This is a genomic window from Rhodococcus aetherivorans (genome assembly GCF_011058165.1).
In the GTDB taxonomy this organism is placed as follows: domain Bacteria; phylum Actinomycetota; class Actinomycetes; order Mycobacteriales; family Mycobacteriaceae; genus Rhodococcus; species Rhodococcus aetherivorans.
Map to the genome: position 1 here is coordinate 1 of NZ_JAALEG010000056.1, position 11968 is coordinate 11968.

The 11968-nt window shown below is 69.0% G+C and carries 13 protein-coding genes; 6 read left to right on the forward strand and 7 right to left on the reverse strand.

Translation table 11 applies throughout. The features are described 5' to 3' along the window. Positions 1-255 precede the first annotated feature (255 nt). Entirely contained in the window at positions 256-558 is a 303-nt protein-coding gene (locus G6039_RS19835) for a metal-sensitive transcriptional regulator (protein WP_006940428.1), read from the forward strand. Positions 559-600: 42 nt separating this feature from the next. Here the strand turns inward: G6039_RS19835 and G6039_RS19840 are convergent, their stop codons facing one another. Together G6039_RS19840 and G6039_RS19845 are read right to left on the reverse strand one after the other, a co-directional pair. Continuing rightward, the gene (locus G6039_RS19840) at positions 601-1233 is read right to left on the reverse strand and encodes a class I SAM-dependent methyltransferase (RefSeq protein ID WP_043798333.1); all 633 of its coding nucleotides are present in this window, start codon (positions 1231-1233) and stop codon (positions 601-603) included. A gap of 39 nt (positions 1234-1272) precedes the next feature. After that, positions 1273-1617 (reverse strand): glutaredoxin domain-containing protein, encoded by a 345-nt coding sequence (locus G6039_RS19845; RefSeq protein WP_006940432.1) that lies wholly within the window; start codon positions 1615-1617, stop codon positions 1273-1275. Between the two features lie 207 nt (positions 1618-1824). Between G6039_RS19845 and G6039_RS19850 the strand changes: the two genes are divergently transcribed. The 3 genes from G6039_RS19850 (at position 1825) to G6039_RS19860 (ending at position 5404) form a co-directional block, all read left to right on the forward strand. After that, positions 1825-2709 carry a slipin family protein gene (locus G6039_RS19850; RefSeq protein ID WP_043798330.1) on the forward strand — a complete coding sequence of 295 codons (885 nt, stop codon included), beginning with the start codon at positions 1825-1827 and terminating at the stop codon, positions 2707-2709. A gap of 198 nt (positions 2710-2907) precedes the next feature. Next, positions 2908-3729 carry a class II glutamine amidotransferase gene (locus tag G6039_RS19855; RefSeq protein ID WP_006940434.1) on the forward strand — a complete coding sequence of 274 codons (822 nt, stop codon included), beginning with the start codon at positions 2908-2910 and terminating at the stop codon, positions 3727-3729. Between the two features lie 16 nt (positions 3730-3745). Further along, positions 3746-5404 (forward strand): MFS transporter, encoded by a 1659-nt coding sequence (locus tag G6039_RS19860; RefSeq protein ID WP_043798327.1) that lies wholly within the window; start codon positions 3746-3748, stop codon positions 5402-5404. Here G6039_RS19860 and G6039_RS19865 read toward each other — a convergent pair. From G6039_RS19865 to G6039_RS19885, 5 genes are all read right to left on the reverse strand, one after another. Next, positions 5368-6726 carry a diacylglycerol/lipid kinase family protein gene (locus tag G6039_RS19865; RefSeq protein ID WP_043798325.1) on the reverse strand — a complete coding sequence of 453 codons (1359 nt, stop codon included), beginning with the start codon at positions 6724-6726 and terminating at the stop codon, positions 5368-5370. The two genes, G6039_RS19860 and G6039_RS19865, sit on opposite strands and share 37 nt — an antisense overlap. Continuing rightward, positions 6723-8150 carry a hypothetical protein gene (locus G6039_RS19870; RefSeq protein WP_043798321.1) on the reverse strand — a complete coding sequence of 476 codons (1428 nt, stop codon included), beginning with the start codon at positions 8148-8150 and terminating at the stop codon, positions 6723-6725. Before G6039_RS19870 ends, G6039_RS19865 begins: the two co-directional genes overlap by 4 nt. 127 nt (positions 8151-8277) lie before the next feature. After that, complete coding sequence (locus G6039_RS19875) at positions 8278-8502, reverse strand: hypothetical protein (RefSeq protein ID WP_006940443.1); 225 nt, start codon at positions 8500-8502, stop codon at positions 8278-8280. Between the two features lie 124 nt (positions 8503-8626). Further along, complete coding sequence (locus tag G6039_RS19880; protein ID WP_029546965.1) at positions 8627-9244, reverse strand: Rv1733c family protein; 618 nt, start codon at positions 9242-9244, stop codon at positions 8627-8629. A gap of 181 nt (positions 9245-9425) precedes the next feature. Then, the gene (locus tag G6039_RS19885; protein WP_043798319.1) at positions 9426-10247 is read right to left on the reverse strand and encodes a class II glutamine amidotransferase; all 822 of its coding nucleotides are present in this window, start codon (positions 10245-10247) and stop codon (positions 9426-9428) included. Positions 10248-10526: 279 nt separating this feature from the next. On the opposite strand from G6039_RS19885, the gene G6039_RS19890 reads away from it, so the two are divergent. Beyond that, complete coding sequence (locus G6039_RS19890; RefSeq protein WP_029546963.1) at positions 10527-10937, forward strand: SHOCT domain-containing protein; 411 nt, start codon at positions 10527-10529, stop codon at positions 10935-10937. Positions 10938-11053: 116 nt separating this feature from the next. Then, positions 11054-11965, forward strand: coding sequence for a formylglycine-generating enzyme family protein (locus G6039_RS19895; protein ID WP_006940454.1), 912 nt, complete (start codon positions 11054-11056; stop codon positions 11963-11965). Positions 11966-11968: the final 3 nt, after the last annotated feature.

Here is an 11968-nt window from a genome sequence, read left to right on the forward strand (position 1 = left end):
CGGCGTCGTCGAGGTACTCGGTGACATCGCGGCGCGGATCGACCACCACCGCCCGGCCGGTGCCCTCGTCACCGATCAGGTACGACGCGTGCGACAGGCACTCGATGTAGTACTGCTCGAGAATCATCGTGGTTCCTCCGTATGGGTCGATTTCGTCCTCGATATGGACAACCCTGCCACATACCCTCTAGGGTATGTCAAGTACCCCATGGGGTATCCCTTCGAACCTCGTCCCCTACCGCAGGAAGCACAGCGATGAACACTCCCGTCGACCCCGTCCCCAGGACCGCCGTCACCCCCGAAGCCGATACGCAGGTGCTGCACCGGCTGCGCCGCGCGCAGGGGCAGCTCGCCGGCGTGATCGCCATGCTCGAATCCGGCCGCGAGTGCCGGGACGTGGTGACCCAGCTCGCCGCCGTCTCCCGGGCGCTCGACCGCGCCGGGTTCAAGATCGTTGCCGCGCAGCTTCGTCGGTGCATGCTCGACGAGGAGGACGACACGTGCCCGGACCGGCTCACCGAGGAACAGCTCGAGCGCCTCTTCCTCGCCCTGGCCTGAGGGAGACCGCCCGACGACGACGTTCGCGACGTGGTGGCGCGATCAGCGCCGTCGGGCCCTGACCACCGTGTCGTGCACGGTGACGGCGCGTCCGTCCGGGTCGGTGACCGACCGCGCGACGGCGGCCTCGGTGACGACGTCCCAGCCGTCGGGATCGAGCAGCGCCACGACGTCCACTCCCGTGAAGAACAGCTCGGGCCGCGGCGGGAGCGGCACGGTGGTCTGCAGGTCGGTGGGGTGATGCCCGACGATCAGGAGGGTGCCGCCGGGAGCGACCGCCTCCGCGAGCCCTCGAAAGAGGACGTCGCGTTCCGGTGGCGGCAGGTGCATGTACTGCGCGGAGACCAGGTCGTACCGCCCCCGGCCGGGGTCCCACGCGGTGAGGTTCTCGTGCAGCCACGTTATGCGCCCGGCGATCTCGGCGCCGGCCCGATCCGCGTGCTCGGCAGCGCGTCGCAGGGCGACGCCGGACACGTCCACGCCGTCGACCCGCCAGCCGCGCCGCGCGAGCCAGATGGCGTCCGCGCCCTCGCCGCAGCCGACGTCGAGGGCGAGGCCGGGCTCGAGTTCGGCCGCCTCCCCCACGAGGTGACGGTTCGGCTCACCGCTCCAGAGCGCGGGACGGGAACGGTAGCGCTCGTCCCAGAGTTCTTCGTCGAGTTGGTTTTCCGGCACTGCGACTCCTTCGGTCGTCGGTACGGGTGGTCGGGCGCGTCAGCCGCGGAGCGGGAAGCCGATGCGGGACAACAGCTTACGGGGACGAGACACCGGCGCCGGGAGCAGTTCGCCGGCTCGCTCGGGGAGTTCCCGCTCGATCGCGGCCTCGATCTCGCGCACCCCGGGATTGACCAGGGCGACCCGTCCCACGAAGACGGTCGGCACGGTCTCGTCGCCGCCGGTGACCGCACGGACCCGCGCCGCGGCCGCGCGGTCCTGCCAGATGTCGATCTCGCGGGTGTCGATGCCGCGTCGGCGCAGGGCCCGGCGCAGCCGCGAACAGAACGGGCACCCGGGTCGCCACAGCACTTCGATCCCGTCGACGAAGTCCGCCGATGTCATCTCCTCGCTCCTCTCACAGCACGTCCCGACCAATATACCCGAGGGGGTATGTTTCCTCCGGTGTTGCGCACGGTCTCGTACGGACGCGGCTCGGAAGGTCTCGAACTCGCCGATCCGCCCCGGCGGTGACTTTCGACCCTTCCCGGCCGCGGTCCACGAGCGCACGGTGAAGGCAACCGCGACCTGCTGCGGGATGGGAGGAACGTCGTGACCACCTGGATCATCCTCGCCGCGGTGCTCCTCGTCGTGGTGATGTTCGTGTTGTCGCAGTCGGTGCACGTCGTCACCCAGTACGAGAAGGGCGTGCTCTTCCGGTTCGGCCGGCTGCTCGGGGTGAAGGAACCCGGCCTGCATCTGATCATCCCGATCGTCGACCGCCTCACGAAGGTGTCGTTGCGGATCGTCACGATGCCGATCCAGTCCCAGGGGATCATCACGCGCGACAACGTCAGCGTGGACATCTCCGCAGTCGCCTATTTCCGTGTCATCGACGCCGTGAAGTCGGTCGTCGCGATCGAGAACGTCGCCGCTGCGATCGACCAGATCGCCCAGACCACGTTGCGCAGGGTGGTCGGCCGCCACACCCTCGACGAGGCGTTGTCGGAGACCGACGTCATCAACGTCCACATTCGAGAATTCCTCGACGTGTCCACCCTCGAATGGGGCGTGGAGGTGACCCTGGTGGAGTTGAAGGACATCCAGCTTCCCGACAGCATGAAACGCGCCATGGCCCGTCAGGCCGAGGCCGAGCGGGAGAAGCGCGCCAAGATCATCGCGGCGGAAGGCGAGTCGATGGCGGCCGCCGCGCTCGGAGACGCCTCCGACACGATGATGGCCCACCCCCTGGCCCTGCAACTGCGCAACCTGCAGACCCTGGTGGAGCTGGGGGTCGAGAAGAACACCACCGTGGTGTTCCCGGCCCCCATGATGAGTGCCATCGGCGAACTGAAGACCTTCCTCGAACACGAAGCCACCGCGGCAGCGGCAGCGGCCGCCCAGCGCACACCGGTGGCGCCCACCTCCGGCCTCGTCGGCAACGGCACGTCGGCATCCGTCGCGGTGGCCCCCACCGCGCCGGCGCGAGGAGGGTAGGGCCAGGACGGGACTCGACGGTGGAGCGGTGATCGTCCCCGGTGGCAGCCGCGGCATTGCGGTCGACGACGATGCCACCACGGGCGCGGTTCTCGATCTCCGGCGGACCGGCATGCAGTGACCGCAGGTGAGCCCACTGCCTTCTTTCCGGCCCGGGGGGCGACACCCGGGTGCTTCAATGGTCGGGTGTGCAGATGGATGGCCTACTCGGGCGAGCCGATCCTCGTGGAGGATCTGCTGTTCAAGCCCGAGCATTCACTCATCGACCAGAGCCTGCACTCCCATCTCGGAGCCACCACCACCAACGGTGACGGCTTCGGAATCGGCTGGTACGGAATAGGTTCCGAACCGGCGATGTTCAAGAGCATCGATCCGGCGTGGAACAACCACAACCTGCGGGAGATCGCCGGGCAGATCCGCACCCCGCTGCTGTTCGCGCACGTGCGGTCCTCGACCGGCACGCAGGTGCAGCGCAGCAATTGCCACCCGTTCCGGCACGAGGAATGGCTGTGGATGCACAACGGCGAGATCCTCGGCTTCCGGGACATCAAGCGGGAACTGATGATGGCCGTGGATCCGTCGCTGTACCCGGACATCGCGGGTACCACGGACTCCGAGGTGCTGTTCTTCCTCGCTCTCACGTTCGGTCTCCGGGACGATCCGTTCACCGCGGTCGGCCGTGCGATCGGGATGGTCGAGAAGGTCGCCCGCCACCGCGGGATCGACGATCCCGTGCAGATGACCGTGGCCACCACGGCCGGCGACACCATCTGGGTGTTCCGCTACTCCAGCGAGGGCCGGACCCGGTCGCTGTTCTACTCCACCGAGGTCGCCAAGCTCCGCGAGCTGCACCCCGAGGTGGAGATGTTCCATCGTCTGGGCATCGACGCCCGGTTCGTCGTGTCCGAACCGCTCCGCGATCTGCCGGGCGCATGGAACGAGATGCCCGAGTCCTCCGCCGCCGTGGTCGGCCCCGCGGGCAACGACATCCGGCCGTTCCGGCCGCTCGAGCCCGTCTGACGCGAGAGGTCGATGCATGAGTCTTGACAGTTCGCCGAAGGGTCCGGCGGTGGCCTCGGGTTCCGCACTGGTGCTCGCAGTACTGGCTGCGGGGCAGTTCCTGATGACGCTCGACAGCTCCGTGATGAACGTGTCGATGGCGACCGTGGCCGCGGACGTGGGCACCACCATCACCGGCATCCAGACCGCCATCACCCTCTACACCCTGGTGATGGCCAGCTTGATGATCACCGGCGGCAAGATCGGCACCATCCTCGGGCGGCGCCGCGCGTTCGGGCTCGGCCTGATCATCTACGGCGCCGGGTCGTTCGTCACCGGGATCGCGCCGAATCTCACCGTCCTCCTCATCGGCTGGTCCCTGCTCGAGGGCATCGGCGCCGCCCTGATCATGCCCGCGATCGTTTCCCTGGTCGCGGCGAACTTCCCCGCCGAACGCCGCCCCGCCGCCTACGGATTGGTGGCCGCGGCGGGTGCCGCGGCAGTCGCGGTGGGGCCGTTGCTCGGTGGGGCGGTGACCACGTTCGCGTCCTGGCGCTACGTCTTCTTCGGCGAGGTTGTCATCGTCGTCCTGATCCTGCTCGCGCTGCGTCGCGTGGAAGACATTCCACCGCAGCGGATCCGGCTCGACCTCGTCGGCTCGCTCCTGTCGGTCGCCGGCCTGGGAATGTTCGTCTACGGCGTGCTGCGCTCGAGCGAATGGGGCTGGATCCAGACCAAACCCGGCGGACCGGCGATCCTGGGACTGTCCCCCGTCATCTGGTTGCTGCTGGGTGGACTCTTCGTGCTCTACCTGTTCCTGCGGCGGGAGACGTACCTGGCGAAGACGGGCGGCGAACCGCTGGTCGACCCCGCGCTGCTGAGGAACAGCCAGCTCACCGGCGGTCTGAGCATGTTCTTCGCCCAATTCCTCATTCAGGCCGGGGTGTTCTTCTCCGTCCCCCTGTTCCTGTCTGTGGTCCTCGAACTCAGTGCGCTCGAGACGGGTGTGCGGATCCTTCCGCTGTCGATCGCTCTGGTCCTGGCGGCCGTCGGCATCCCCAAGCTGCGACCCCAGGCGAATCCCCGGCGCATCGTCCGGATCGGCCTCGGGATCATGGTCGTCGGCATCCTCATCCTCGTGGGTGGGATGGATCCCGGCGCAAATGCGGCGGTCGTGTCGATCCCGATGCTGCTGATGGGTCTCGGACTGGGTGCGCTGGCCTCCCAGCTCGGTGCGGTCACGGTGTCCGCGGTGCCGGACTCGCAGAGCGCCGAGGTCGGCGGTCTGCAGAACACGGCGACCAATCTCGGCGCGTCACTGGGGACCGCCCTGATCGGCTCCATCCTGATCGCCACCCTGACCACCTCCGTCATCGCCGGCATCGAGAACAACCCGGCCGTGCCGGAATCGGTGCAACAGCAGGCCACCACGGACATGGCTGCCGGGGTGCCGTTCCTGTCCGACACCCAGTTGGAGGGTGCCCTGGACGAGGCCGGGGTGGACGAGGCCACCGCGGATGCGATCCTCGAGGTCAACTCGGACGCGCGGCTCGAGGCCCTGCAGGTGGCCTTCGCCGTCACGGCACTGATCACCGTCGCCGCACTGTTCGGCACCGGATCCCTACCGCGCCGGCCGGTGGGCGCACGGCCCGGCGAGGGTCAGCGCAGGCCCGACGAGACCGACGACGAGCGCTGAGGCCGGAAGGCCAGGTCCCGGAGCCGCGCCCAGTCCCAGGTCGGCGCCGAGACCAAGGTTCCCGGACGGCGCCGGGGCACCCGCACCCGCAGCGCCTGCGGCTCGACGGTGCAGCGCACCGGCGTGGGCAGCATCAGCGCTTCCCCGTCCACCCCGACCGGAATCTCCGGTGCCTCCGCGTCGACGATCACCTCGGTGGCCACGCGCTGAACCAGCCCCCGGCTGTGCGTGCGGCGCAGCAGGTCGACCGCCTGCCCCGCGCCGGCTACCGAGATCGTCACCACCCCGAGCACCCCGCGATCCAGCCGGGGCCGTCGTCCCAGCCCCGCGAGGTCGTCGGTCGCGTACGGGTCGTTGCTCACCAGGACGGCCTGCGCGCCTTCCACCGTCGTGTCGCCGTCGATGCGGGCCCTCAGCCGGGTGGCGCTGTCGCGAGCGAGCAGGTCGGGCATCATCCGCAGGGCCGTCCCGGCCTTGTCGTCCCGGTATTCCGGGCTCTGCACCACGTCGGCGTAGACGCCGAACGAGGCGTTGTTGACGAACACCCGTCCCCCGATCCTGCCGAGATCGATGCGCAGTTCCACCCCGTCCCGCAGAGCGTCCAGGCCTGCGGCCGGGTCCTCCCGGTCCAGTCCCAGATCCAGCGCGAAGTGGTTCCGTGTGCCGGCGCTGATCACCAGGAACGGCAGACCGTGCTCGGCCGCGATCGCCGCCACCAGGGCCTGTGTCCCGTCGCCCCCGGCGACACCGAGCAGGTCGGCGCCCCGCTCCACCGCCTGCCGGGCCAGGGCCTCGACGTCGACGGGCCCCGGTCCCGCGAGCAGGGCTACCTCGGCACCGAGTTCCTCGGCCTTGCGTTGCAGATCGAACTTCACGACCTTGCCACCCCCCGAACGGGGGTTCATCACCAGGAACGGGCGGTGGACCGGCGCGGCGGGGTACTCGGGCATCCCCTGCTCTGTGTCACGGCGCAGGGCCGCCCGCGCGCACGCCAAGGCGAGCAGCACCAGCGCGACCGACACCAACGCGACCCAGAGCACGCGCTCCCGCACGAACAGCACGGGCAGCGCGAGGGGGGCGACCACTGCGAGACCCAGTGACAGCGCGCGCAGCAGCCCCCGGCTCGCGAGGAACCAGTAGAGAGCCGCGACCGTCACCGCTGCCACCGTCACGCTCACCGCCAGGAGTGCGAGGGCGCCGCGCAGGCCCGCGACGATCACCGGAACGGCGGCAGCGCCGAGGACGGCGGCGAACGCCGCACGCGCCCACCATCGGCGGGAGACCGGCACCTCGTCGCCGGGAACGGCGTCCACCGGGCTCACGTCCCGGTCTTCGAGTCCGCGTCGGGCACGATCTCCGTCGGTTGCTCCCAGGTTCGTGCCGGCCGGATCAGCACCTCGAGCGCGAGCAACGCCAGCAGGGCACCGAGAACGATCCACACGACCACGAGACCGGTCGGGTACCGCCAGAACATCAGCATCACGGCGGCGATGCCGATGATCGCCAGCCGCAACGCCGTCCGGGCCCGGTAGGCCCCGGCTTCCACCTGGTTCGGTGGGCGCGGCTTACGGGACCGCTGCACCGCGTCCATGCCTCGCCCGAATCCGCGACGGACGGCGGTCGCGGAGGCTGATCCCCCGGTCAGGTACGCCCCGACCGCGATCACCAGGCCGAGGATCGCCACCGCCCGCAGCGCGGTCCGCAGCGGCACCAGCATCGTGTCGGCGATCGCCGAGGCGGCGTCCGGGGACAGCACGTCCGGGGGAATGTCGCCGAGATAGAGGGATCGGGCGACGATCAGCGCGATCGCGAGGATCAGCATCCCCACGAGCAGTGCCGTCCCGACGAACGCCAGGGCACGACGGCGACGCCCGGGCGGAGCCACGGCCACCGCGGCCACCGCGGCGGCGATCGTCAGCCACGGCAGCACATCCGACGCCGTGTCCAGAGCGCTGACCGCCCGTTGCGCCCTGATCAGCTCCGGCGACTGGAACAGCACGAACTGCTTGTCGATGTCCGGGATCTTCTCGGCGAAGGAGAATCCCCGGTCCAGCAGGCGGGCCTTGACGTTGTCGATGATCGTGCCGAGGGAGATGCTGACCGTGCCGCTCTCGTCCACCGTTACCGAGGACGGGCCGCCCTCACCGGTGACGACTGCCACCAGCCCGGTGTGCGCTGCACGGTTGGCCTGGATCCACAGATCCTCGAACTGGTCGGTCTGCACCAGCGACAGCACCGTCTCGTACACGAAGTTGCGTGCCTGCCCGGCGATCACCGGCGCGAGCCCCTCCACCGCCCGGTCCACGCGCGGCGCGTCCGCGGTCGCCGGAACGGCATCGGTCAGGGCGGTCAGCGCGTCGGACGTGAGGCCTTCGACATCGACCCGCGCGAAGATCTCGTCGGTGACCGTGCCCGCGATCTCGGTCTGCACCGCGGGATCGGAACCGAGCGGGGCCACCGTGGTGACGTACCGGTCCGTGTCGAGGATCTCGCTGCGCACGAACCGCGCCGTCACCGACGCGATCGCCAGCAGTGCGACCAGCACCGTCAGAATCGCCACCGCAGTCCAGCGCAGCGCGTGCCGCGGCGGACGCGATACGGGCGGGGGTGGCGGCGGGGCCTCGGGCGCGGCCTCTGTCCGCGCCCGCAGTGCGGCCACCTCGGCCCGCAACCGCTCCAGCTCGGCCCGCTCGGCGGTGTCGAGCGGAGCGGTGCCCGTGCCGCTGCGCGAAATGTCGCTGTCCATCGTCTTCTCTTTCCACTCGGTGACAGAGGCACGGCAGCACGGACGAAGCGTGCCCTCCGGCGGCACGAGTCCGAGATGCAGTTCGATGTGACTGTGTGAAATGTCTTGCTGTATGCCTCCTTTTCCCTCATCCGCCGGGTGAACGGACCGGGGACGCAGTTCGGGTCTGCGCCCAGGACTCGGGCTTCAGGTCGTCGACCTGCACGCCGGGACCATAGAACTCGTGAACCAGGCCGAGGACACGGGCGAGCACCTCCGCGTCCGTGAGATCGTCGCGGAGCACCATATGCAGCTGAGCCGGACTGTCGCCGGATTCCGTCGACACCACCAACCGGCAGACCCAGTCGCTCATCTCGGCCTCCCCGCGTATCTTCTTGTGCTGCGACCGGATCGAGGAATCCTCTCCGCGCTGCCGAGCATCGCCGTGTGCGCTGCTGACCGGCCTGCAGACCCCCGGCCCGCAGACCCGGGGGCGGTCAACCCAACGTCCATCCCGGGCTCCGTCCGGTTTCGTTCCATTCGCGATCCAATGCCGACAGCCTCCGCCGCACGCCGACACGATGAACTCCGTAGAGGAGCAGCAGGGCGATGCCGGAGCCCACCCCCCACACCGTGAGTGCGGCACTGACACCGGCCACGACGCCGTCCGAGCCGGTCCTGGGCGCGGCGACGGGATCACCGGTCGAATCGATCCAGATGTCGATCGTCTCGCCCGGCTTCGCGCCGAAGGGCGTCTCCACCTTCCCCGTGCGCGTTTCGTCGGTCCCGGTCGTCCACCGCGCGGTCGCTCGGTCCGGGTCCCCCGGACCCCGGGTCGCAGTGTCCGTCATCGAACCGGTGCCCGTCGGTCCCGGCTCCTCGAGGAGGATCGCCGTCACCTGGTGGCGTTCCAGGCGTTCCTCCAGCGCAAGCTGGCCGACCCGCGCGTAGGTCGCCGTCCCGTACGCGGCGGCGAGGGGCACCATGACGAGCACGAACATCGCGACGACCAGAACGAGTGCGGATTCGACTCGCTCGGATCGTCGCATCAGCGGGTTGCCGCTCCACGGAGCGCGGCGCCATAACCGGAGGGCCAGGGGCTGCTCTGCGTTCATCTCGAAACTCCTGCAGTTACTTGACTACAGTGTTCCGCCGGCGAGGGCCTGTGGCGTAGGGCACAAGGTCATCGCTCGATTCGGTTGATCAGGGACGGGGACCTGTTGGAGTCCCCTGTCTCCCGGCACGGTCTGCACCCGGTCCCGCCTACCCCGACGCAGAGGCTCTGCTCCGCCGGGCCTACACCGGTGCGAGCGGCCGGAACGGTCGGATCTCGTCCTCGCCGGGCCGGACCACGCCCGCGGAGGACTCGGGTACTTCGTTCCATGCGTCCGGCAGATCGCGCAGCGGTTCGGAGACGATGAAGCGGGTCTCGGCACCGAGCTGGTGCAGCACCTCCACCTCGGGATGCAGCTCGAGGAGCCTGGCGAGCTTGGTGGAGAAGAACAGCGATCGGCTCTTGCCTTCGCTGGAATAACGGAACACCCACATCGACTCTCCGTCCGTGGTCGCCACGGTCATCTGCACGGGATGCTCGATCGCATGGGCGTGCGCGATCTTCTCCACGTATCCGACAGCCCGGGCGACGGCAGTGAACGGGTCCTCGGTGAGACCGAACGTCAGCGCGAGATAGAACAGCATCTCGGAGTCGGTCGAGCCCTCGATGTCGGGGTAGAGCGCCGGATCCACCGCCAGCACGAGCTCGCGTTTGATCTCCCGGAACCCGTTGAGGACCCCGTTGTGCATCCACAACCAGCGCCCGTGCCGGAAGGGATGGCAGTTGCTGCGCTGGACGTGCGTCCCGGTCGAGGCCCGCACGTGTGCGAACAGCAGCGGTGTCTCCACCTGAGCGGCGAGCTCGCGCAGGTTCCGGTCGTTCCAGGCCGGATCGATGCTCTTGAACACCGCCGGCTCCGGCCCTCTCCCGTACCATCCGATGCCGAAACCGTCACCGTTGGTGGTGGTGGCTCCGAGGCGCGAATGCAGGCTCTGATCGATCAGCGAGTGCTGCGGGCGGAACAGCAGATCCTCGGCAAGGATCGGGTCGCCGGAATATGCCATCCATCTGCACATCTCACCATTGAATCACCGCTTCGACCGCGAGCACGTCTCGAAACGGACACAGGTCGCGCTGCGTTCGTGTCGGATGCGGGCCCGGCCCGCGTACGGGCGTCTTCGTGTCGAGGACACGCGGGGGGACGGTGGGTTTCAGGGTCGGGGTGGGTTTCAAGGTCTTTATCCCCTGCGGAGACGCCGGTTGGGGTGTCATTCTCGATGTGAGTCGCCCGATATCGCGGAGGTTCGGTCCATCGCCGGAGCCGCTCACAGGAGGTGCACATCATGGATTCGTTCTGGGATTACGTGTGGTACACGATCATCGTGTTCGCGTTCGTGGCGTACCTGATCGTGCTGTTCCAGATCTTGGTCGACCTGTTCCGCGATCACACCGTTTCCGGCTTCGCCAAAGCCCTCTGGGTGATCGGGCTGGTCGTCCTCCCGTACCTGACCGCGTTCGTGTATCTGATCGCCCGGGGCCGCGGCATGGCGGAGCGGTCGATGCGTGCCCAGCAGGAGACCAAGCAGGCCACCGACGAGTACATCCGGCAGGTGGCCGGCAAGTCCCCGGCCGAGCAGATCGCCGATGCGAAGGCGCTGTACGACTCGGGAGTGATCACCCAAGCGGAGTTCGAGCAACTCAAGGCCACGGCTCTGGGACAGGCATCCGCGGGACAGACCGGAATGCAGGTCTGACAGGCCAGGACCTGCGCGGACCTGCGCGGCATCCCGAGGACCCGCTCGCAGCGAGCCGGTTCCGAGATACTCGACGCATGCAGCCAGCGGCGTCGGCGGGTCGAGCACCGAAGAAGATGACCTGGATTCCGGGCGGAACCTTCTGGATGGGGTCGGAGGAGTTCTACCCCGAGGAGCGTCCGGTCCACCAGGTGAGTGTGGACGGATTCTGGATGGACATTCATCCGGTCACGGTCGCCGAGTTCCGGCGTTTCGTGAAGGACACCGGTCACGTCACCACCGCCGAGGTCGCGCCCGAACCCGCCGATTATCCCGATGCCGACCCGGCGCTGCTGGTACCCGGGTCGCTGGTGTTCACCCCGCCGGCTCGGCGCGTACCCCTCGACGACTACCGCCGGTGGTGGTCGTGGGTGCCCGGTGCGGATTGGCGGCATCCCGAGGGCCCCGGAAGTTCGGCCGGCGGCCGCGAACACCATCCGGTGACGCACGTGTCCCACTACGACGCGCTCGCCTACGCTCGGTGGGCGGGCAAGGAGCTGCCGACCGAGTCCGAGTGGGAGTTCGCGGCCCGCGGCGGCCTGGATCGGGCCCGGTTCGTGTGGGGCGACGAGTACACCCCGAAGGGGCGGTACCTGGCCAACACCTGGCAGGGCGAGTTCCCGTGGCAGAACCTCGCCGAAGACGGGTACGTCGGCACGTCTCCGGTGGGCAGCTTCCGGCCCAACGGTTACGGCCTGGTCGACGTGGCAGGCAACGTGTGGGAATGGACGACGGACTACTTCACCGCTCGTCACGGGGCGGACGGACGTGACACCGCCCCCGCCACGGCGTGCTGCATTCCCGCCAACCCACGCACGCTCGCGCCGGAGACCGGTGCCGAGGCCCATCCCCGGCGGGTCATCAAGGGCGGATCGCACCTCTGCGCCCCCAATTACTGCTTGCGCTACCGGCCCGCAGCCAGGCAGGGGGAAAGCGCGGAAACCTCCACCTGCCACATCGGATTCCGCTGCATCGTGCGCGGCCGCTGAGCA

Bases quoted from the DNA above. Each gene is read 5' to 3' on its own strand.
- G6039_RS19835 (WP_006940428.1), top strand. From the start codon at position 256: ATGAACACTCCCGTCGACCCCGTCCCCAGGACCGCCGTCACCCCCGAA.
- G6039_RS19845 (WP_006940432.1), bottom strand. From the start codon at position 1,617: ATGACATCGGCGGACTTCGTCGACGGGATCGAAGTGCTGTGGCGACCC.
- G6039_RS19855 (WP_006940434.1), top strand. From the start codon at position 2,908: ATGGCCTACTCGGGCGAGCCGATCCTCGTGGAGGATCTGCTGTTCAAG.
- G6039_RS19860 (WP_043798327.1), top strand. From the start codon at position 3,746: ATGAGTCTTGACAGTTCGCCGAAGGGTCCGGCGGTGGCCTCGGGTTCC.
- G6039_RS19870 (WP_043798321.1), bottom strand. From the start codon at position 8,150: ATGGACAGCGACATTTCGCGCAGCGGCACGGGCACCGCTCCGCTCGAC.
- G6039_RS19875 (WP_006940443.1), bottom strand. From the start codon at position 8,502: ATGAGCGACTGGGTCTGCCGGTTGGTGGTGTCGACGGAATCCGGCGAC.
- G6039_RS19880 (WP_029546965.1), bottom strand. From the start codon at position 9,244: ATGAACGCAGAGCAGCCCCTGGCCCTCCGGTTATGGCGCCGCGCTCCG.
- G6039_RS19885 (WP_043798319.1), bottom strand. From the start codon at position 10,247: ATGGCATATTCCGGCGACCCGATCCTTGCCGAGGATCTGCTGTTCCGC.
- G6039_RS19890 (WP_029546963.1), top strand. From the start codon at position 10,527: ATGGATTCGTTCTGGGATTACGTGTGGTACACGATCATCGTGTTCGCG.
- G6039_RS19895 (WP_006940454.1), top strand. From the start codon at position 11,054: ATGACCTGGATTCCGGGCGGAACCTTCTGGATGGGGTCGGAGGAGTTC.